Annotated in this window: 17 protein-coding genes; 15 read left to right on the plus strand and 2 right to left on the minus strand. The window is 69.6% G+C overall.

The features are described 5' to 3' along the window. Positions 1 to 7: 7 nt before the first annotated feature. Positions 8 to 1177, minus strand: coding sequence for an aminotransferase (locus ACFV9T_RS33635; RefSeq protein ID WP_385446294.1), 1170 nt, complete (start codon positions 1175 to 1177; stop codon positions 8 to 10). 106 nt (positions 1178 to 1283) lie between these two features. On the opposite strand from ACFV9T_RS33635, the gene ACFV9T_RS33640 reads away from it, so the two are divergent. Continuing rightward, on the plus strand, positions 1284 to 2108 hold the full coding sequence (locus ACFV9T_RS33640) for a hypothetical protein (RefSeq protein ID WP_385446295.1): 825 nt from the start codon (positions 1284 to 1286) through the stop codon (positions 2106 to 2108). A 98-nt stretch (positions 2109 to 2206) separates the two neighbouring features. Here ACFV9T_RS33640 and ACFV9T_RS33645 read toward each other — a convergent pair whose 3' ends face one another. Continuing rightward, positions 2207 to 3094 carry a LysR family transcriptional regulator gene (locus tag ACFV9T_RS33645; protein WP_385446296.1) on the minus strand — a complete coding sequence of 296 codons (888 nt, stop codon included), beginning with the start codon at positions 3092 to 3094 and terminating at the stop codon, positions 2207 to 2209. Positions 3095 to 3253: 159 nt separating this feature from the next. Here ACFV9T_RS33645 and ACFV9T_RS33650 point away from each other — a divergent pair, with 159 nt between their 5' ends. The 14 genes from ACFV9T_RS33650 to ACFV9T_RS33715 all read left to right on the plus strand — a co-directional run bounded on the left by ACFV9T_RS33650 (position 3254) and on the right by ACFV9T_RS33715 (position 21495). Then, on the plus strand, positions 3254 to 3643 hold the full coding sequence (locus ACFV9T_RS33650; protein ID WP_385446297.1) for a VOC family protein: 390 nt from the start codon (positions 3254 to 3256) through the stop codon (positions 3641 to 3643). A gap of 509 nt (positions 3644 to 4152) precedes the next feature. Then, positions 4153 to 6000, plus strand: a complete 1848-nt coding sequence (locus ACFV9T_RS33655; RefSeq protein ID WP_385446298.1) for a phage tail sheath family protein — start codon at positions 4153 to 4155, stop codon at positions 5998 to 6000. Positions 6001 to 6007: 7 nt separating this feature from the next. Continuing rightward, a complete protein-coding gene (locus tag ACFV9T_RS33660) occupies positions 6008 to 6532 on the plus strand; it encodes a phage tail protein (protein WP_055554563.1) in 525 nt (174 codons plus the stop codon). A gap of 37 nt (positions 6533 to 6569) precedes the next feature. Continuing rightward, entirely contained in the window at positions 6570 to 7319 is a 750-nt protein-coding gene (locus ACFV9T_RS33665; RefSeq protein WP_385446299.1) for a hypothetical protein, read from the plus strand. Continuing rightward, complete coding sequence (locus tag ACFV9T_RS33670) at positions 7312 to 8055, plus strand: hypothetical protein (protein WP_385446300.1); 744 nt, start codon at positions 7312 to 7314, stop codon at positions 8053 to 8055. The genes ACFV9T_RS33665 and ACFV9T_RS33670 overlap by 8 nt, the downstream gene beginning before the upstream one ends. 7 nt (positions 8056 to 8062) lie before the next feature. Then, the gene (locus ACFV9T_RS33675) at positions 8063 to 9073 is read left to right on the plus strand and encodes a DUF4255 domain-containing protein (protein WP_385446301.1); all 1011 of its coding nucleotides are present in this window, start codon (positions 8063 to 8065) and stop codon (positions 9071 to 9073) included. Positions 9074 to 9109: 36 nt separating this feature from the next. After that, the gene (locus ACFV9T_RS33680; RefSeq protein WP_385446302.1) at positions 9110 to 11218 is read left to right on the plus strand and encodes an ATP-binding protein; all 2109 of its coding nucleotides are present in this window, start codon (positions 9110 to 9112) and stop codon (positions 11216 to 11218) included. Further along, complete coding sequence (locus ACFV9T_RS33685) at positions 11209 to 11529, plus strand: hypothetical protein (RefSeq protein WP_385446303.1); 321 nt, start codon at positions 11209 to 11211, stop codon at positions 11527 to 11529. Before ACFV9T_RS33680 ends, ACFV9T_RS33685 begins: the two co-directional genes overlap by 10 nt. Then, on the plus strand, positions 11526 to 18119 hold the full coding sequence (locus ACFV9T_RS33690) for a DUF4157 domain-containing protein (RefSeq protein ID WP_385446304.1): 6594 nt from the start codon (positions 11526 to 11528) through the stop codon (positions 18117 to 18119). Before ACFV9T_RS33685 ends, ACFV9T_RS33690 begins: the two co-directional genes overlap by 4 nt. Positions 18120 to 18358: 239 nt before the next feature. Further along, positions 18359 to 18742, plus strand: coding sequence for a HEAT repeat domain-containing protein (locus ACFV9T_RS33695; protein ID WP_385446305.1), 384 nt, complete (start codon positions 18359 to 18361; stop codon positions 18740 to 18742). Continuing rightward, positions 18739 to 19425 carry a hypothetical protein gene (locus ACFV9T_RS33700; protein WP_385446306.1) on the plus strand — a complete coding sequence of 229 codons (687 nt, stop codon included), beginning with the start codon at positions 18739 to 18741 and terminating at the stop codon, positions 19423 to 19425. The genes ACFV9T_RS33695 and ACFV9T_RS33700 overlap by 4 nt, the downstream gene beginning before the upstream one ends. A gap of 6 nt (positions 19426 to 19431) precedes the next feature. Next, on the plus strand, positions 19432 to 19800 hold the full coding sequence (locus ACFV9T_RS33705; RefSeq protein ID WP_385446307.1) for a LysM peptidoglycan-binding domain-containing protein: 369 nt from the start codon (positions 19432 to 19434) through the stop codon (positions 19798 to 19800). Continuing rightward, positions 19793 to 20932, plus strand: coding sequence for a hypothetical protein (locus ACFV9T_RS33710; protein WP_385446308.1), 1140 nt, complete (start codon positions 19793 to 19795; stop codon positions 20930 to 20932). Before ACFV9T_RS33705 ends, ACFV9T_RS33710 begins: the two co-directional genes overlap by 8 nt. Positions 20933 to 20961: 29 nt before the next feature. Continuing rightward, positions 20962 to 21495 (plus strand): phage baseplate assembly protein V, encoded by a 534-nt coding sequence (locus ACFV9T_RS33715; RefSeq protein WP_385446309.1) that lies wholly within the window; start codon positions 20962 to 20964, stop codon positions 21493 to 21495. The last annotated feature ends 26 nt before the right edge of the window (positions 21496 to 21521 follow it).

Consider the following 21521-nt stretch of genomic DNA (forward strand, 5'->3'; position numbering starts at 1 on the left):
AGCCACATCAGCGCGTCAGATCCTTGGCCATCAGCTGGAGCCGCCCGGCGAATTCGGTGAGCCCGGCGCGGTCGACGTTGCCGAAGCTGACCCGGAACACCTGGCGGTCGTCGGGCAGGAAGGCGGTGCCCGGGATGACGAGCGTGTCGTAGCGGGTGACGAGGTCGCGTACGACGTCGTCGGTGGCGCGCCCGGCGAAGGGATGGCGGACCCACCCGAAGAACCCTCCGCGGCTCAGCAGTTCGAAACCGCCCGGCCGGTCGGCCATCACGCTCTCCAGCCAGCGCCGCTTGTCGGTGACCTCGTCCGCGCGCGCACGCCGCCACTCCTGGGCCGAGGCCAGCCCGGCCCAGGCGGCCTCTTGCCCGATCCGCGGAGGGCAGATCGCCACGCAGTCGAGCAACTTCATCACCTCGCGGTTCAGCTCCGGCGACGCGACAACCGCGCCCACCCGGTAGCCCGGAATGGCCAGGTCCTTGGAGAAGCTGTGCAGGCTCACCAGGGTGCCCGCCCAGTCCGGCTCGGCGAACAGCTCGTGCGCGGGATCCCCGGTGTCGCGGAACGAGCGGTAGGTCTCGTCCAGGATCAGCGCGATGTCGTGCCGCTTCGCTACCTCGTAGAAACCCGTGAGCACCTCCGGCGGAATCGTGACACCGCTCGGATTGCCCGGGGTGACCAGCACGATCGCCCGGGTGCGCGGCGTGATGAGCGCTTCGGCCGCCTCCGGGCGGGGCACCAGGTCGGGCCCGGGCTCCAGGTAGCGCGGCACGACGCCGTTCATCCGCAGCCACATGTCGTAGTTGAAGTAGTACGGCAGGACTTCGATGACCTCGTCGCCCGGCTCGGTGAGCGCCTGGGCCACGAGACAGAACGCCTGGTTGCAGCCCGCCGTGACCACCATCTGGTCGGCCCCCACCGGGCTCCCGTACCCGTGGCCGAGGTCGGCGGCGAAGGCCTCCCGCAGCCGGGGCAGCCCGGGGCTCGGCACATAGGCGGCGCCGTTCGGCTCGTGCGCGACCGCGGCGACGTGCTCGATCATCTCGTCCGCGGGCGGGTAACTCGGCGCGGCCTGGGCCAGATCGAGCAGCGCCCGCTCCCCGCCGCGCCCCGCGAGCAGCGCGTAGGTCGCGCCCATCGGCGAATCGATCTCACGCACGGTTCGCGGGCTGAGTCGCACGTCGGCACTCCTTCGGGGGCGGGCTGGCCGTGGTCGGTCACCGCGATGCTACCGATTTCCCTCGCGCGGCAGCCGGACGAGCCGGCGGAGGCGGTACGTTGCCGCCATGTGCATTTCGACAGGTGAGGCCGCGTTCTCCGGCACGATCGTGTACTGCGGGCGGCAGCGCCATCCCGTGCACGGCCTCATCCACGTCCTGGGCTACCAGAACACTGCCGTCAACCTGGCGGACGGCCCGAACGCCATGCTGCTGCACCTGCCCACGCGCCAGCTCACCCCCGGCCACTTCCTCTCCGCCGGACGCACCGGCGACGTGCTGCAACGCATGGTCGCCGCCGTCGAACCCACCACCGCCGCCGTCGACGACATGGTGTGGATGGGCGCGGAACCGCCGCCCGTCCAGGTCTTCGACCATGACGTCTACACGGTGCTCCTGGCCGCCGACCCCACCCTGATCCCCACCGCTCTGTACCAGGTGCTGGCACGGCGGCGCCCACGCCTCGACCCGCGCCTCCTGCGCTTCTACGCGGACCACTTTCCCGACCACACCATCGCCGTGTGCTGCTTCGACAACGCCGACGCGCAACGTGCCAAGCCCCTGCTGCTGTGGTACCCGCCCCTCGACCCCGACCAGCTGACCGTGCCCGCGCTGGACAGCCACACCGGGGCGGCGCCGGACCTCGATGCCACCGTGCCGTTGGACCACTGGGTCCTGCTCTCCACCGACCAGGCCCCCTCCGGCTGGGGCGAACCCGTCGACTACCCGGCCTCCATGCGCCACAGCCTGCGCAGCTTCCTCCCCGCGGCCGTCATGGGCCGGTACTACGGCGAAGGGCACACCCTGCCCAACGCGGACTTCACCATCAGCCATCGCGATCTGCTCACCGGCGACCTCGACCGCATGACGCGCCTCCAGCCGCCCCGACGCTGAACGGCAACCGCGCTGACCGTACCCCTCGGGGTGTGGGAGAACAGCACGGCGCTCCTGGAGCCTCGCGTCCTGGCCACCCGCGTGACCGGACGCCCCCGTCATGAGGCCGGAGACGACGCGTCGACGCCCAGCAGGGCGAGGAAGGCGGAGGCCGCGGGTGACGGGGTGAACCGGCTCCAGGCCAGGCGCTCCACCCGCACCGGCGCGCCCGTGACCGGCACGCTCCGCAGGCCGGGCAGCTCGGCGGCGAACGTGGCGGGCAGCAGGGCGATGCCCAGTCCGTGGCGGACCAACCGGGCCATGAACTCGACGCCGGACACCTCGAAGGCCACCTCGCGCCGCAGACCGGCCGCCGCGAACGCCTCGTCCGACTGGGCGCGGGCGGCGCTGCCGTCGGCGAAGTCCACGAACACCTCGTCGGCGAGGACGCGCAGGTCCACCTCGTGTTCCGTGGCGAGCGGATGGCCCGGGGCGACCACGGCGACGTGCTGGCCGTGGTCCAGTTCCTGGTCACGTACGCCCTGGGGCCGGAAACCGGGCTGCACGCCGAGGAACGCCGCGTCCAGCCTGCCGTCGCGCACCTGCTCGATCAGTTCCTCGCTGGGGCCCGTCCGCAGGCTGATCCGCACCTGCGGGTAACGCAGGCGGTAGTCCCGCAGCACCGCCGGGAGGTCGACGGCCGCCACGGTGGGGATCGAGCCGACGGCCAGCCTGCCCCGTACCTCGCCGGTGGCCGCCGCCACCTCCGCCCGGGCCCGCTCGGCCGCCTCCAGGGCCTGCCGGGCGGCGGGCAGGAACGCCTCCCCGGCGGGGGTCAGCCGCACCCGGCGGCTGGTCCGCTCGAACAGCCGGGCGCCCAACTCCTTCTCCAGTCGCGCCACTTGGTGGCTGAGCGCGGACTGCACGATGTGGCACCGCTCGGCGGCACGGGTGAAGCTCGTGGTCTCCGCCACCGCGAGGACGTAGCGCATCTGCTGGAGGTCCATGCGATCCATCGTGAAACACGATGGATCGCATGACAAGCATGTGTTGGACCGATGGATGCCGGTCCGGCGATGCTGAAGTGAGCGGCGCGCCACCGGACCCGGCTGGCGCCCCGTACCACCCACCGGCGCCCCCGGCGCCCCGAACCCGAGGAGACACCCATGCGCGTGATCGCCTTCGACCACCTCGTCCTGAACGTCGCCGACGTCGAACGCTCGCTCGCCTTCTACACCGGCCCGCTGGGCCTGGAGCCGGTGCGGGTGGGGGAGTGGCGGGCGGGTGAGGTCTCGTTCCCGTCCGTCCGGGTGAGTCCCACCACCCTCATCGACCTCGTCGAGGCCCCCGACGGGCGGCCGCAGGGCTCCAACGTCGACCACCTCTGTCTGGTGGTCGAGCCGCTCGACTGGCAGCAGGTCATCGACTCCGGCGACTTCACGGTGCTGGACGGCCCCGGCGAGCGCTTCGGCGCCCGTGGCACCGCGCTCTCCCTCTATGTCCGGGACCCGGACGGCAACACCGTGGAACTGCGCTGGTATCCGCAGGACGCCTGAGAAGCATCACGGCGTCATTTCACATGTGCCATTGGTCGGACCACTGAGGGTGCCCCCCATTCCCTGAATCGGGCGCCGCCATGATCCTTTTCCGAGGCTTTATCCCGGCGACTTCATGGTCACAATTTGGCGCGCCGAGGGGCAGGTTATTCGGCTTGTTCCCGTCACCTCGGCGCGCCTGCCGAAAAATTGATCATGCATGGTGAAGTGTGATACGTCCGTTTATGTGACTCTCGTTCGGGCGACATCGGCCGAGTTCACCCTCTGGCTCGTTGCTGTGTGAGATGGCCGGAAAGTCTTCTTGACCATCATTCAGTCGCGTTCGAAACTCCAAGAGGCACTCATGCATCAGGGGCAGCAAGCGACGCGCTGGGTCTCGCGATACCGATTTCGCGGGGGGTGTGCGACGGGGGAACTGATGGTGGAAGTGTGTGCGTGAAACAGCACGTGCCCGCGCTTTCTCCACTTCCTCCCCTCATCTCTTGATGCGCGCAGAGAATGGAGGGGGAATGCCGACACAAGCGGGCTATCCCGGCGTGTACGTCGAAGAACTTCCCGGCAGCGTACGTACCGTCGCCTCGGTCACCACATCGGTCACCGCATTCATAGGGCACACCCGCCGGGGTCCGTTGAACACACCCGTGCGGATCACCAGCTTCGCCGACTTCGAACGCCGTTTCGGCGGCCTCACCTCGCAGAGCGCCGTCGGCTACGCCGTGCACCAGTTCTTCGGCAACGGCGGGGCCGTCGCCGTCATCGTGCGCGTGGCCAAGGCCGGCACCGGCAAGGCGGCCTGCGTCACGCTCCACTCCACCGAAGGGCACAGCGAGTGCCCCGTGCTCGAAGTCCACGCCAAGGAGCCCGGCGTGTGGGGTTCCGGGCTGCGGCTGGCCGTCGACTACGACACCAGGTGCCCGGAGGAGACCTTCAACCTCCACGTGCTCGACGCCCGCGGCACCGCTCGCGAGACCTTCGCGGGCCTGTCCATGGACGCGAGCCACGGCCGCTACGTCGAGACGGTCGTGGGCTCCGGCTCCGGCCTGATCCGCGTCAAGGTCGTCGGCGAAGGCCGCCCCGACCCGTCCGGCACCGTGTCCAAACAGTTCGCCGCCGAACTCCCCGGCCTGAACGTCGAGCTGACCGTCAAGATCGGCGAAGTCGAGCGCGAGTTCAGGCTCTACGACCCGGACCACGACGGCGAGGCGCCCTGCAGCGTCACCGAACTCGCCCTGCTCCTCGAGCACAAGCTGCGCGCGCTGCCGGACGCCCCGGGCCAGCACGCCTACGCGGGAGCGCAGGTCACCGCCTTCGGCCGCCGCCTCCAGGTCGTCGCCGGGTCCGTCGACCCCGACGATGTCGTGCGCTTCCTGGGGGAGTGCGCCAACGACCTCGGCCTCGAAGCCTCCGTCAATCCGCCCGTCTTCCCGCTCGCGGGCGGCGAGGACGGCGGCCTGCCCGGCCCCCGCGACCTCACCGGCAGCGAGGCCCGCAAGACCGGCCTCCAGGCGCTGCGGGACATCGAGGACGTCAACCTGCTGTCGCTGCCGGAACTCGCCTCGTACGAGTCCGTCGACGACATGGTCACCGTCATCTCGGCAGCCCAGCTGCTCTGCCAGGAACGCCGGATCTTCCTGCTCGTCGACGCGCCCTCCGCCTGGGGCAGCGTGGACGCCGCACGCGCCGGGATCGCCGCGTTCGAGCCCGTGCGCGGCAACCACGCCGGCCTGTACTTCCCGCACCTGCAGCTCACCGACCCGCTCACCGGCCGGCTGCGCTCCTTCCCGCCGTCCGGCGCGCTCGCCGGCGTCATCGCCCGTACGGACGGCGAGCGCGGCGTCTGGAAGGCCCCGGCCGGCACCGACGCGCGGCTCGCCGGGGTGTGCTCGCTCACCGTCAAGCTGACCGACCGCGAGAACGGGCTGCTCAACCCCCTCGGCATCAACTGCCTGCGCACCCTCCCCCTGGTGGGCCCACTGGTGTGGGGCGCACGCACGCTGGAGGGCTCGGACGCGTCCGACAGCGAGTGGAAGTACGTACCGGTCCGGCGGCTCGCCCTGCACATCGAGGAGAGCCTGCGCCGCGGACTCCAGTGGGTGGTCTTCGAGCCCAACAACGAGCAGCTGTGGCAGCAGATCAGGCTCAGCGCGTCGGCGTATCTGCACACACTCTTCGAGAAGGGCGCCTTCAAGGGCACCACCCCGCGCCAGGCCTATTTCGTGAAGTGCGACAAGGACACGACGACCGACGAGGACATCGCGGGCGGCATCGTCAACGTGGTGGTCGGCATCGCGCCGGTCAAGCCCGCGGAGTTCGTGATCGTCAAGATCCAGCAGATGGCCGGACAGTTCGAGATTTAGGAATGTGATGGCAGAGTTTCAGATCAACGCCCATCGCTTCGACCCGTACAAGAACTTCAAGTTTCTGGTCCTCTGGGACGGTCGTACGGTCGCTGGCATCAGCAAGATCAGCCCGCTGAAGCGCACCACCGAAGTCGTCAAACACCGGCACGGCGGAGACCCCAGCTCACCCCGAAAGTCCCCGGGCCGCTCCGAATTCGAGGGAGTGACCTTGGAGCGGGGGGTCACCCACGACCCCGAATTCGACCGCTGGGCCAACAAGGTCTGGCAGGTCGGCGCCGGACTCGGTTCCGAGGTCTCACTCGCCGACTTCCGCAAGGATATCGTGGTCCAGGTCCTCAACGAGGCGGGCCAGGTCGCCGTCTCGCACAAGCTCTACCGGGCCTGGCCCAGCGAATACCAGGTGCTGGGCGAGCTGGACGCCAACGCCAACGCGGTCGCCATTCAGAGCCTCAAGCTCGAATGCGAGGGCTGGGAACGGGACTACGAGGTGCCGGAGCCGGAGGAGCCGTCCTTCACCCACCCCGCGTAAGGCGACAACGGGAACGGAACGGAAACGGGCTTGAGGGATGGGGAACACGGGGACCGGGCCCGCGGAGCTGCTGGCCCTCTGGGAGGCGGGCCTGGCACACCACGGCCCGGGCCGCGCCCTGCTGCTGCACCGGGCGGCCCGCCCGGAATCCGGCACCGACGCGTTGCGGTCGGCTCCGGTGGGGGAGCGGGAGGTGGATCTCTTCGCGCTGCGCCGCGCGCTCTTCGGCGAGCGGATGCAGACGCGGGTGGAGTGCGGCGCGTGCGGCGAGGCGATGGAGTTCGACCTCGACGCGCGCGACCTGACGACTCCCCGGCCGGGACAGCCGGAGTCGCCCCTCCGCGTGGAGGACGGCGAGTGGGTGGTGGAGTTCCGGCTGCCCACCGTCGCCGACATCGAGGCGGTGGCCGGGGCCGGGCCCGATGCCCCGTCGGTGCTTCTGGCCCGCTGCACCCTCTCGGCCGTACGGGCAGGGCAGCCGGTCCCGGCCGACAGCCTGCCGTCCACCTTCCCCGAACCCGTACGGCGGCGGCTCGCCGAAGCCGCGGAAGCCGCCGACCCGGCCGCCGACGTGACGCTGAACGTCGCCTGCCCCGAGTGCGGCGAGGCCACCCGGGCGGAGCTGGACATCGCCTCCTACCTCTGGACCGAGCTCGACTCCTGGGCCCGGGACCTGCTGCTCGACGTCCACCTGCTCGCCACCGCGTACGGCTGGAGCGAGCCGGAGATCCTGGCGCTCAGCCCACTGCGGCGCCGCTACTACCTGGAGCTGTGCGCAGATGGCTGACTACTTCGACCGGCTGATCGCGCGGCACGCCCCCGCCTCAGCCGTGGCTGTATCGCCGGGCGGAGCCGACGGTGCGGCCACGGCGCGGGTACGGCCACGGCTGCCCGGCCCGTACGAGCGGATCGAGGCCCTGCGCGCCCCCGAGCCGTTCCTGGACGAGCCCGGCCCGCTGCTGGCGGCACCGCCCGACCCCGCGCCCGTACCGGAGCGGTTTCTCGTACGGGAGATCAGGACCACCGACCGCGAGACCGTCGTACGGGGCACCGAGCCCGCCCCGCGCGCCGAGCCGGACCGCCCCGCCGCCCCTCCGGCCGCCGCTCCGCTGCTGCGCCCCGCCACCCCGCTCACCCCGGGGCCGCGCCCGGCCGCCTTCGACGCTCCGGGCACCGGGCGACGGGCCGCGGCCCCCAGCCCCGCGCGCGAGGGGACGCGGCGGCCCGTGACACCCGAGCCCGGCGTCCCGTTCGCGGCCGCCGCCCGCGCGGCCATGGCCTCCTCTCCTCTGCCGTCCGCCACAGCCGGGCCCGCCACGGACCGCGCCGCCGCCCGGACCGCCGCCGTCCGGCGCCGGCCCAATGCTGCGGAGCGCGTCGTCCACGTACAGATCGGGCGGTTGGAGGTCAGCGCGGCCGAACCGCCCGGCCGCCGACCGGCCGCTCGCCCCGAACAGGCGGGACGGCGCGGGCCCGCGCTGAGTCTGGACGACTACCTGTCGCGCGGCGAGAAGAGGGGCTGACGTACGGATGAGCAACGCACTCGCCTTCGCGACGGTCACCAAGGCCCTGGCGCGTCTGATCGCCGACAACCTGCGCCCCGAGATCGACATAGCGGTCACGGTCGACACGAAGAAGCCTCCTGCCGAACCGCCTCTCGATCCCACCATCAACGTCTTCCTCTACCAGGTCACGCCGAACGCCTCCATGCGCCACAACGACCTGCCGACGCGAGCCTCGGACGGCACGCTCCTCAAGCGCCCGGCTGCGGCTATGGACTTGAACTACCTGATCAGCGCCTACGGGGACGAGGCAGAACTGATCGGGCAGCGGCTGATCGGGTGCGTGGTGCGCACGCTGCACGAGATCCCCGTGCTGCCGAAGGACGTGATCGAGGAGGTCATCGCCCAGCACCCGTACCTGGCGGGCAGCGACCTCGCCGAGTCGATCCAGCGGGTGCGGTTCACGCCGACGCAGATGGACGTGGACGAGACCTCGAAGCTCTGGGGAATGCTCTACCAGACGCCGTACACCCTCTCCGTCTGCTACCAGGGCGCGCTGGTCCTGATCGAGGGCCGCGAGAAGCCTGTCCCGGCGAAGCCGGTGGAACGGTACACGGTGCGGGTGCTGCCCTTCGGGGCGCCGGGCGCACCGGAGCCTCCGGGGCCGTTGGAGCCGCCGGCCGGTGCGGAGCCGAGCGAGCCGACGGAGCCGAGCGAGGCGGCGGAGCCGGCGGAGGGAGTTGGAACGCCTGCCGCTGGGAAGGCCCGAGCCGCGTCCCGCGCGTCCGCTTCCACGAAGGGCGTGGCGTCGGCCGCCGAACAGAGCCGAGCGGAGAAAGACGCGGAGGCAGGAGCCCAACTGCCCGCGCCCGCGAGGAAGCGTGCCGGTTCCAAGAGCGGCACCGGCAAGTCAGCTGCCTCGCCTCCCCGTACGCGTAAGGCGACCGGCCGCGGCCGGCCACGTGGGGGCAACCAGGGCGGCTCGGGGGGACCGGGCGGACCGGGCACGTCCGGGTCTTCGGACGGCACGGAGAGCTGAGGCGCGGTGCGACGAGGGACGGGGGCAGGGGAGGGCATGGGCAGCACGCACGACGAACGCGCGGCGAGCGCGGCGGACAGCGCCGGGGCCGACGGCCTGGCACTGGCCGGCGCCGTCCAGGCGGTCCTGGCCCGCGTCGACGCCCACGCCCGCCGCGCCACCCGCGATGCGACGGGCCCGGGCCGTACGGCCGCAGGGGAGCCGTCCGCACGAAAGGACGACGGCACCCGGCCGCACGCCGATGAGACCGCCGAGCCGGAGCGAGCGGAAGATGAAGGACGGGCTGAGGGCCCGGCCACCCAGCCCGCCGCGCCGCCGACCGCCGCGCAGCCGACCCCGCTCCCCGGCCCCAGCACCCTGGACGCACTCGCCGCCTGCTTCGACCTCAGCGACTTCGAACGGGACATCGTCCTGCTGGCCGCCGCAGCGGAGTTGGAGCCGACGGCCGCCGCGCGCTGCGCCGCCGCGAGCGGCGACCCGGCCCGTACGTACCCCACCTTCTCCCTCGCCCTCGCCGCGCTCACCGACCCGCACTGGAGCGCGCTCACGCCCGTCGCCCCGCTGCGCCGCTGGCGGATCGTGGAGCTGGAGGACGACACCCGGCTCACCACCACCCGCCTCCGCCTCGACGAGCGCATCCTGCACTTCCTCGCCGGATCGCCGTACCTCGACGCCCGCCTGCACGGGCTGCTCCGTCGCGCCACGGTCCCGGACACGCTCCCCGCCTCGTACGACCAGGCCGCGAGCCGCGTCGCCGCCGGCTGGGCCGAGTCCCGCCCCGACGCCCCGCTCCGCGTCGAACTCGTCGGCGGCGACCTGCGCACCCGTACCGACATCGCCGCGGCGGCCGCCCGCCGCTCCGGGCTCGGCCTGTACGCCATGGCCGCCGACGACGTCCCCACCGACGCCGCCGAACGCGACCGCCTCGCCCGCCTCTGGCAGCGCGAGGCGATCCTCCTCCCCGCCGCGCTGCTCCTCGACGTCGGTGACATGGACCGCGAACAGGCCGCCGCCACCGACGCGTTCATCACGGCCGCCGCCGTCCCTCTCGTCGTCTCCAGCCTCGACCCCCGCCCGACCGGCCAGCCGCGAGGCGAGCGGGTCACCGTGCCCCGGCTGGACGACGAGGAGCAGTTCGGCCTCTGGGCGAACGCCTTCGCCGACGTACCCGAGGTCGAGGACGCCCACCTCCGCGCGCTGGTCGCCCAGTTCCAGCTGCCGCCCCACGTCATACGCTCCGCCGCCGCGACCGTACGCCGCGACCTGCCGGGCGAGGAAGACCTGAACGCCACCGAGCTGGCCTGGCGCGCCGGACTCATCGAGGCCCGCATAGGACTCGACGAACTCGGCCGCCGCATCGAGCCCGAGGCGGCCTGGACCGACCTGGTGCTGAACGAACGGCAGTTGCGGATCCTGCGCGAGATCGTCGCGCACGTACGCCAGCGCGGCACCGTCTACCAGGAGTGGGGCTTCGCCGAGACGCTGCGCCGCGGCCTCGGCGTCACCGCCCTCTTCGCGGGCGGCTCCGGCACCGGCAAGACGCTCGCCGCCGAGGTGATGGCGAAGGAGCTGGGCCTGGACCTGTTCATCATCGATCTCTCCCAGGTGGTCAGCAAATACATCGGCGAGACCGAGAAGAACCTCCGCAAGGTCTTCGACGCCGCCGAACAGGGCGGCGCCCTCCTCCTCTTCGACGAGGCGGACGCCCTCTTCGGCAAGCGCAGCGAGGTCAAAGACAGCCACGACCGCTACGCCAACCTGGAGGTCAGCTACCTGCTGATGCGGATGGAGGCCTACCGGGGCCTCGCCATCCTCACCACCAACATGAAGAAGGCCCTCGACCCGGCCTTCATGCGCCGCATCCGCTTCGTCGTCGACTTCCCCTTCCCGGGCGAGCCAGAACGCGCCGAGATCTGGCGCCGCGTCCTGCCCGCCCAGGCCCCGATGAAGGACATCGACGCCGAACGCCTCGCCCAACTCACGGTTGCCGGTGGCTCGATCCGCAACATCGCGCTCTCCGGCGCCTTCCTCGCCGCCGAGGAGGGCGACCGTCTCCAGATGCGCCACATGCTGGCGGCGGCCCGTACGGAGTACCTGAAGCTGGACCGTTCGCTCACGCCCTCGGAGGTCCACGGATGGGTCTGAACGAGACACCGCGCACCTCCGCGATCCGCGTCGACATCGGCGAACTGGTTCTGGACGGCTTCGACGCCCGCATGGACCCCGACCGGGTCTCGGCGGCCTTCCACACCGAACTGACCCGCCTGCTGCGGGACCGCGGCGTCCCGCTGGCCGCCTCCGCCGACGGCACGGCCCTCGACACCCTCTCCGGCCTGCCCCCGCTGCCCCGCACCACCTCCCCGGCCCGCCTGGGCGAAGCCCTGGCCCGAGCCGTGCACGCGGGCCTGTCGGGACGCGGCGAGCCGTCCCCGGAGCAACGGAGGACGGCGCGATGAGTACGAACCAGGCCGCCACCCAGGACGACCGCGCCGCTCAGTCCGCCAAGCGCCGCAAGCGCAAGGAGCGCGCGGCGGGGACCCGTACGCCCGAGCCCAAGGACATCGTCAGCGGCGCGGGCCAGCCCCTCGACCTCAGCGTCCGCCGCGACCTGGAGGAACAGCTCGGCCACGACTTCAGCCGCGTCCGCCTGCACACCGACCGCGACGCCGGGCAGCTCACCGAGATGCTCGGCGCGGACGCGGTGGCGGTCGGCCAGGACATCTTCTTCCGCCAGGGCACCTACCGCCCCGGCACCACCGACGGCCAGCGCCTCCTCGCCCACGAGCTGCTGCACACCGTCCAGAACCCCCACGGCCTGGGCGCCCTCCGCGCGGGCCGCGACCTGGGCGCGGTGTCCCTGCCGCAGGAGCCGATCGAGCGCGAGGCTGAGGGCACGGCCCAGCAGTCCGTACGCGGCACCGAGCCCCAGCCGGGAACGGACGTGGAACCGGCCCAGTCAACCCCCGGCTGGCTCCGCTACGCCACGGTCGACGCCGACCGCACCCGCGCCGAGCGGCTGGACCCGGCGACCCTGGTGGACCGCCTGGCGAACAACGTGCTGCGCTCGCTGCGCGGGGACCCGGCGGACCTCTCCGGCCGGGTACGGATGCAACTCGCCCGGATGGCACCGGAGTTGCAGGACTCCGTACTGGACCGGCTGGAGGTGCGGCTGCTCACCTCCGAACACGACCGGCTGCTGGACCTGGTCGAACAGGCCGAACAGATCCCCATGGGCCTCCAGCCCGCCCCTGTCCCCGAGCCGGTGCCGGACGCGGTCGAGCTGCTGGAGGACGAGCGCGCTTCGACCCGCCGGGCCGAGGAGCGCGAGCGGGAGTCCGAGGAGCGGCAGGGACGGGACGAGCGCGAGGAGAAGCGGGACCAGGCGAAAGCGCCGGCCAAGGCACCGAAGACGCTGGCGGAGCGCCGGGCGGCGGACGCGGCCGACGAGAAGAAGGACGCCAGGGAGGACCGGGCCCGGAGGGACGAACGGGCCAAGGAGCGGCAGGCTTTCGAGCAGGAGCAGCAGCACAACGACGAGAAGCAGGCCGAGGAGCGGGAGAAGGCCGACCAGGCCGACGAGCAGAAGGCCGAGGACCGGCAAGGGGACTCCGAACGCCAGAAGGACGAGCGCAAGGAACAGCGCGAACGGGAGGAAGCGGACCCTGAGCAGGCCAACGCCCCGGGTGCCGACAAACGCAGGCGCAAGGACGACGAGAAGAAGCCCGCCGACGGCGCGAAGCAGGAGGAGGTCGACCCGAAGGCGAAGGGCCAACCCGGCCCGGTACGCCCCGAGAAGGTCGACGAACGCGCCGACCAGCGCGACAGCGCCCTGTCCGGGCACGGCCTGAACGAGCAGGACGAGGAAGAGGGCGAACCACGCGAAGAGGAACAGCCGCTCGGCCTGGAAGCGGGCGCGGACAAGGACATCGCGGGCGCCGACCAGGAGCAAGGGAAGGGCAGTGGTGCCGGTGGCGAGCCCGAGCTCAAGCCCGAGGACTACCTTCCGGACGCCGACCTCGACCTCTCGTCGGTGCCGACGGCCGACCAGATGGTGCCCGGCGGAGCCCAGCCCACGATCCCCACCTTCCCCTCGCCCCCGCCGACCAAGGCCGAGCAGATCGAGCAGGAGCGCGAGAACGAGGCCGAGTCCGAGGAGGACGAGGACGAGCCGGAGGCGGAGACCAAGGCGCCGGGCCAGGAGCAGGGCCCGGTCGAGGGCGAGGCGCCGCAGCCGGAGGGCAATCCCGCGGCGGACGCCGGGGACCGCACCGAGAAGGACCTCCAGCCGGACAAACCGGTGGACCAGGAGGTCGGTCCGGACCCGGAGACCGACGAGAAGCAGGACCCCGAGCCCGAGGCGGAGCAGCGGGAAGCCGACGACGACGAAGCGAACTCCGGCGACGGCGAGGAGCAGCCGGACGCCAAGGAAGCCCAGGAAGAACAGCAGGACCGCAAGGACCGGGACGAGCAGGCGGAGCGGCAGGGTGCCCAGGGCAGCCCCGCAGGCGCCGCCGCGGGCACCTCTCCGACTGCCGCGACATCCGCGACTCCTCCAGCCGGCGCCCGTACGGAGAAGACGCCGACCGAGGACCGTAATCCCTCCCCAGCTGCACGGCGCGCAGCCGAATCGCCCAAGGGTGAACGGGAGGCGGCAGCGCCGAAGAGCCAGATCCCCAAGGAGCAGGGCCCGGGCGCGGCGCCGAGCGGCGCGGTGGGCGGCAGCGAGCCGGCCGCCGCACCGTCGGCGGCGGCCGGCCCGGGCGGAGCCCCGTCCCCACGGCAGGCAGCGGTGAGCCCCGCGGGCGAACAGGCGGACAATCCCGGCAGGTTAGGCGCCCCCGGCTCCGAAGGGGCGAAGGCGGCACCCGAGGCGTCCCTGGAGAAGGACGGCGGCGGATGCGCCCCGCCGGAACCGGCCGGGGAGCAGGACGGAGCCGGCGCCGGCTGCGGTGGTGGCGGCGGGCAGCAGGGCGCCGAGAAGAAGCAGCAGGAGCCGCCTGACGTCTCGGGCCAGGACCCGAAGACCGCTCTGAACACCGTCAGCCAGCTCCCTCCCGACCAGGCCACCGCCGCGCTGCCGGGCGTGGACGGCGCCGCCGACAAGAAGATCAACGAGGAGCAGCAGCGCCTCGACGCCAACCCCCCGACCCGCGAACGCCCCTCGGGCGCGCCGCAGACGCAGTCCGGCACGCCGCCGACGGAGGCGGCGGAAACCCCGGTGACGGGGAAGGTCGAGGAGGTCACGCCGGAGGACCAGGCCGCGAAGCAGCGCGCCAAGGACGTCGACAAGGCGGAGGGCGACAAGCCCGCCCAGGGGGCGGAGAAGCCGGCCATCACCTCCAGTCCGGACGGCAAGGCCGACGAACACGACGCGGCCAACATCGAAGCCGCTGCCGACAGCGTGCCCACTACCGACCCGGCGCTGAACCGCACGGTCGGCCCGGCGCCCAAGATCAAGCTTGAGGGCGAGAGCGATCCGGAGCGGACGGACAGGCAGGCCGAGAAGCTCAAGGACAAGCAGGCAAAGATCCAGGAGACCGGCCGCGCGGACACCACCAAGAACCTGGGTGAGGACCGGATCTACCCGGACGTGCCCGGCGAACGACTGCGCGGCAAGGCGGTGGGCGGCCGCCGGCGTGGCGGCGGAGCAGGGGCGGCGGGCGGCCCTGCCCCGGACGAAGGCGTCGCGGCGGTCACCCAGCAGGAGCGCGGGCCGCAGATCCGGGCGGGGGCGAGCCAGGCCCACGGCCAGATGGTGGCCAAGGAGCAGGAACAGCGCCAGGGCGAGCAGCAGGCCAAGCGGGAGAAGCAGACCGAGATCGACCAGGAGGTCGCCCGCAACGCCGAGCAGCAGACCGGCGAACGCGGCCGAGCCGCCGAGGAAGCCCAGCGCCAACGGGACACCTGGCGCACGGAACAGGATCGCCAGATCGACGACGCGGACAAGGAGACGGAGAAGGAGCACAAGGGCAAGAACGACGAGATCACGAAGGAGAAGGACAAGCAGGACAAGGAGATCGGCAAGAGGAAGGACACGGACAACAAGCAGATCGACGAGGAACGGGAGAAGGCCGAGAAGGAGGCGGAGAAGAAGAAGCAGGAGGAGAAGGAGAAGAAGGAGGGCGGCGGAGGCTTCTTCGGCTGGGTCAAGGACCAGATCAACAACCTGATCGACGCCATCGTCAGCGTCGTCACCGCGGTCTTCGACGCCGCGCGCAAGGTCGTCAACGGCATCATTGACGGCTTCAAGACCTTCGTGAACAAGGCGATCGATTTCGCGCGTGACTTCGCCATCAAGGCCATCAAGGCCCTGGCGGACGCCCTGATCAAACTCGGGGACGTGCTGCTGGCGGCCTTCCCCGAACTGCGGGACAAGTTCCGCAAGGCGATCGAGGGCCTGCGCGACAAGGCGATCGCCGCCGTCAACAAGCTGGCCGACGGCCTGAAGAAGGCCGTCAACTCCCTCCTCGACGCCCTCGCCGCAGGCCTCAATAAGCTCCTCGACGTCCTGGAAGCGGGCATCAAGGCCGCCATCGAGGTCTACCGCAAGGCGCTGCTCGCGGCGGTCGAGTTCGCGCAGAAGGCGATCGCGCTGCTGGGGCAGTTCGCCGCCCTGGTCAAGGACATCGCCCCGGACCCGGGCGGCTGGCTCAGCAAGGCGGGCAGCGCCGCCAAGACGGGCATCAGCGAGCACCTTTGGGGCGCCATTAAGGTCGCCGTGAAGGAGTGGTTCAACACCAAGGTCGAAGGCATCCTGGGCCTCAGCAAGACGATCATCAACGTCCTGGTCAAGGGCTGCGTCTCGATGAAGCAGATCGCCAAGATGGCCTGGGACGCGATCGTCGCCTCGCTCCCGGTGATGATCGCCACCATCATCATCGAGAAGCTCGTCTCGATGATCATCCCGGCCGCCGGTGCGATCCTCACCATCATCCAGGGCCTGATGGCCGCCTGGCAGACGATCAGCCGGATCATCGCGGCCTTCGGGAAGTTCTTCGCCTTCCTGAAGGCGGTCAAGGCGGGCCCCGCTGCCTGCCTCTTCGCCGAGGCGGTGGCGGCGGGCGTGGTCGCCCTGCTCGAATTCATCACGAACTTCCTGCTGGCCCGCCTGGGCCGCGCGGTCAAGGGCGTCGGCAACCGCCTGAAGGCCATGGCCCAGAAGATCCTGCAGGGCCTGAAGAAGGCGGGCAAGGGCGCGCGGAAGGCGGCAGGCGGGGCGGTCAACCGCGCCCGCGCCGCCGTCCGCAAGGCCGACCAGGCCCTGACCCGCCCCGCCGGCCCCACCACGCCGAAGGGCCCCCGAGTCCCCTCCCGCCCGGGCGCCTCAACAACCCGCCGCCCCACCCCCACCCGCCCGGCAAGCCGCACCCCCGACCGCCCCCCGAGCCGCACCCCGGACCGCCGCAAGGAGCGCACCCGCGACGAGGCGGACGCCAAGCGCGAGCGGGACCGCGAGAAGCAGACCACCCCACCAACGAGGCCGGACCGCAGCGCGGGTGGCAGCTCCGGCCCCGAAAGGGACCACACGCCGGACACCCCCAAGAAGAAGCCCAAGGAAACCGAGGCCCCGAAGCGCACCAAGCCCCGCAAACCCAAGTCCCCCCTCGGGCGTGCACTGTCCCGGGTCAAGGGCGCGGTCAAGTCAGCCCTGAAGAAGGTCCGTAACGCGGGCAAGGCCCTCGGCCGAAAGCTCAAGAAGAGCAAGGTCGGCAAGGCGCTCAAGAACAGCGCGAAGCGGATGCGTGACTTCTTCAAGAAGAAGCGCGATCTCATGCGCGATCGCAAGAAGCAGCACTCAGAACAGAGGAAGCAGCGCTACGGTGATCTGAAAAGGAAGGAGAAATCAAGGGAAGCGAAAGAGGATCGTCTCAACAAGGTCGTCAAGCGTATTAAGCCGATCTTGACGGCAATGCTTAAACGTGGTGTATCGGATGGACCTTTACGGGCGGTCATGGCTTCGATGCGTTTTTGGTATCGACTAGCGAAGCTCAGTCGCAGGGGCGCGCAACGCTTCAGTATTGATGCTCACCTCAATCCGACCGTTGAGGTGCAGGATGGCGTCAAGGTAGATCGAGATCGCCTCCTGTTGTATCTTCGGGAGATATCCGAAGAAATCATTGAAGAAAACGCAACTAAAGGGAATAGGGGTAAAGTTAGAGAAATAGCGCCGACTCCAGGGTCGAAAGATAAAGAAGGTAACGTTCGGCAGATTCCGACTTACACGGTGCCAACCCGCGTGAGGATCCCTGCGGTCTTGGCCTTCGCTCGCCGGATGCTGCACGCAGGGTGGGGTAGGAAAGAGATTCTGTCGTTCGAAGATCAACCGGCACTCTCGAGCGGCGGCAACGGATCCGTCGCGGTCAGTTTCGAGCGCGCAGGTGTGGCGCGTCAGCAGGATAACGGCACCACGACCAACAAGATCGTTAAAATGTTGATAGGAGGTAAAGAGGAGAGAAATCAGCTGGACTACGAAATTATCGGAAATAGCGTGAACAAACTAGGCACAGGGCGCTCGGTAGCCCGAGATGTGATCCGATATTTCAGGGGGAAGCGAGCAAGGGAGGGCAGTAGTGAGTTAGCCGCGTACTTGGCGGTCCTCACCGGGGTGCAGGAAGGGCATCGGAATGTCTCCGCAGTGGCCACTGCGGCTATGGGATTTCAGGCTGCAGCCAAGGGGCAGGACTTTAAGCAAGCGCTCACCGACATGCCTATGTCCATGAAGCGAGAGGAGTACGGAATTACTGCGAACGGTAAACCTAAGACACGCGGAGGAGCCGTCCTCGGTGCGAGGCAACTGCAGACCCACTTGGATAAGGTGGGTAAGGGGAAGAAAAGTCTCGAACCCCGGGGGAGATATGGAAAGGAGATGATGGATCGCGAGATTAATGCAGTCCAGCAATGGATCAAATATACTGGTGACATAAATGTGGATACGACGCAAGATCAGGCGAAGGTTGAGGAACAGGTTTTTCGACAAATAAGGCTTCGAGTGCGTCAAATATACGGAATGCCCGAACATTCGACTATCTCGGAACCTAGCTCGTAAGTGGTAGAGAGAAATGATGAATGAGGTTTCAGGTGACGAATTCACTGCCTTTTGAGTCTAGGCGACTCGTCCTGGATCGTGCGCCTCGCGACTCCGCTGTTCAGCAACTCGCGGATGAAATGGGATGGCCTCGGATTCGGGAATTCGAGACAGATGGGGCGCGTCAAATTGTTTGGGCCGTTGCGTCGGGTGTGGGTCTGAGCTACATCGAAGATCCGGTATCCCGAAACTGTTACGTAGTGATCGAGGGTGAGCATCTTGAAGGGTTTCAAGAGGCTGTCCGAGTTGTCCAAGAAGAACTGGATCCTTGGGAAAGTAGAATTCTCTTGTTGACAATCGATGATGCACCGAATCCGCTATCTCGTGCGAGGGCAGTGATCAGGGCAGGGCTTGGGGCTCCCTATGCTTTCGATGAATCCTTTTTTAGTCATATTCGGGATGCTTTGGGGGATTCTCACGAATGGGTGCGTGAGGCTGCTGTTTGGGCTACCTCTTACTCGCCTTGGCCGCAGTACCGTCCGCTCCTTGAGGATATTGCGCGAAATGATCCAAAAGAGAAGATTCGTGGCGACGCTGCGGCAATTCTCGCAGGATTTGATCAAGAAGGTGTGGGGAATTCATGACCCGTTATGCAGATATACCCAAGCCCATCCGGTCCGGGATCGTCATCGTTGATCCCGAGCGGGGGACGCCGCAGCGGATCATTGTGCTGCAGTTCAATCCGGACACCCTCGAGCGGTCCCTTGCCCCGCAGTCCGCCGGCGATCAGGCGGACAGCGGTGGAGGGGGAAGCGGAAGCGGGGACAAGAACGAGGCGCTGCGGCTCAAGGGCCCTGCTCAGGAGACGTGGAAGTTCACCGCCGAGATCGATGCCACCGATCAGTTCGAGGTGGCGGCGCCCGACGGGATTCATCCGCAGCTCGCCGTGCTGGAGATGCTCGTGCAGCCCCCCACCGCCAAGTTGCGGGAGAACACGCGGCTGTCGAAGAAGGGGACCATCGAGATCAGCCCGATCGAGATGCCGCTGACCCTCTTCACATGGGGGAGCAAGCGCGTCATGCCGGTCCGGCTCACGGAGCTGTCGATCAACGAGTCGGCCTTCGACGTGAACCTCAACCCCATACGGGCCTCCCTCAGCATCGGCCTCAAGGTGCTGACCATCAGCGACCTGCCCCCGGGGCACCGGGGCGCGGAGCTGTATCTCGCGCACCTGGCCCAGAAGGAGCGGCTGGCAGCAGCCGCGCGCGGGGGAGCGCTAGGCGCGCTGGGGCTCAACAGCGGGGACATCGGGGCGGGGAGGGCGTAGAAAACCATGGCCGGGATTCAGCCTTACGAGAGCGCGCTGGACGGGATTCCGGGGTCGCACCCCTACCCCCGCACCAGCCGGTATCACGACGCCGAGATCGGCGTGCACACCCAGCCCGACGGGACCGAAGTGCGTTACGCCAAGCACCGGTTACTGCCGCCGCTGGCGGAGGCCGCCGAGGAGACCGTCCCGCACATCGTCAGCAGCGGCGAGCGGCCCGATCAGCTGGGGCAGCGATACCTCGGAGACCCCGAGCAGTGGTGGCGGATAGCGGATGCCAACCCCACTCTCGATCCCCGCGAGCTGACCGCCGAGCCTGGCCAGGAGATCGAGATTCCGCTGCCGGGCGGGTTCCCCGGAGGTGTCCGTGGCTGACGAGCCCGTCGGGCAGGGGCCTATCCACCTCGAGATGCGCATGGGGCCCCAGCTCACCCGACCCGTACCGCCCGAGGTGACCGAGGCGCTGCTCTCTGCGCAGATCACCATGACGGCGGGGGAGCGGAGCGGGTTCCAGATCGCCTTCGACCTGACCAAGAAGGGCGCGATCATCGACCGGCTGCTGCCCGACGGGTTCTTCGATCCCCGCACCCGGATCATCCTCACGGCGACCGTCAAAGGAACGCCCATCGTCCTCCTCGACGGCCTGATCGTGCGGCAGGAGGTCGGGGCCAGCAACCAGCCGGGCCAGTCCACCCTCACCGTCACCGGAGAGGACCTCACCCTGCTGATGGACCTCGAGGAGCGGACCGACCGGTATCCCGGCCTCCGGCCAGCCCGGCGCGTCGAGCGAATCCTCGAAAGGTACAAGGACTACGGGATCCGCACCCGCATCATCGACGAGAAGATCCCGCAGACACCGAATGTCCAGCAGCGCGTGGACTACCAGACCGGCACGGACCTTCAGTACCTCAACGAGCTCGCCCGGGCCAACGGGTTCACGTTCTACCTCGCACCCGGACCAGTTCCCGAGCGCTCCCTCGCCTACTGGGGCCCCGAGCGCCGCATCGGCCGGCCGCAGCACGCCCTCAACGTCAACATGGACGTCAACTCCACCGTCGACCAGCTCACCTTCGCCTACGACGGCACCGCCCGCGAAGAACCCCAGGCCCGCTGGCAGGACCCCAGGACCCGGAACTCCACCCTCCTCCCGCAGCAGGACATCAGCCCCCTCCGCCCGCCCCTCGGCGCGCGGCCCACGCCCGCGCTGAAACGCAAGACCCTCTCCGGGACGGCCAAGCTGGACCGGGGGCAGGCCGAGGCCGAGGCGATGGCGCGGGCGGCGACGTCCGCGGACGCGATCTCCGGATCCGGGTCGCTCGACGTAAACCGCCACGGCTACATCCTCCAGCCGCGCCAGCTGGTCGGCGTGCGGGGCGCCGGCAAGACCTACGACGGCGAGTACTACGTCAAGTCCGTCACCCACACCATCCGGCCCGGGTCCTTCCAGCAGAACTTCACGATTTCACGCGAAGGACTCCTCGCCCGCAGCAACTTCGTACGCCCGTAACCCCCGCCAGGAAGGATCAGGAGCACCGCATGGCCGTTGCGCCCAACAACCGCTTCCTCGGCAAGTACCGCGGCCGGGTCCGCGATAACCAGGACCCCCTCGGCATCGGCAGGATCACCGCCGACGTGCCGGACGTGCTCGGCGACGAGCCGTCCACCTGGGCCATGCCCTGCTTCCCCTTCACCGGGGAGCAGCAACGGCCCGCCGGGCAGTACGTCGTGCCGTCCGTCGGCGCTGGCGTATGGATGGAGTTCGAGCAGGGGGATCCGAGCTTCCCCATCTGGACGGGGTGCTGGTTCGGGGCGCGGGAGCAGTTGCCGGAGGACGCGCGGACCGATCCGGCCACCGCGCATCCCGTCGTCATCCAGACGCCGGGCAAGCACAAGATCGTGATGTCGGACGTGCCCGCCAACGGGATTCTGCTCCAGGCACCCGGCGGCGCGTACGTGAAGATCGACGCTTCCGGTGTGTACATCAACAACGGCCAAGGCGCGTCGATTTCGCTCGTTGGCGATCAAGTCGAGATGAACGAGGGCCGGTTGACCGTGCCCAGGAAGCGATAAGCGCGGAGTATCAGCAGAACGGGGAG

The sequence above is a fragment of the Streptomyces sp. NPDC059850 genome, from assembly GCF_042731515.1.
Taxonomy (GTDB): domain Bacteria; phylum Actinomycetota; class Actinomycetes; order Streptomycetales; family Streptomycetaceae; genus Streptomyces.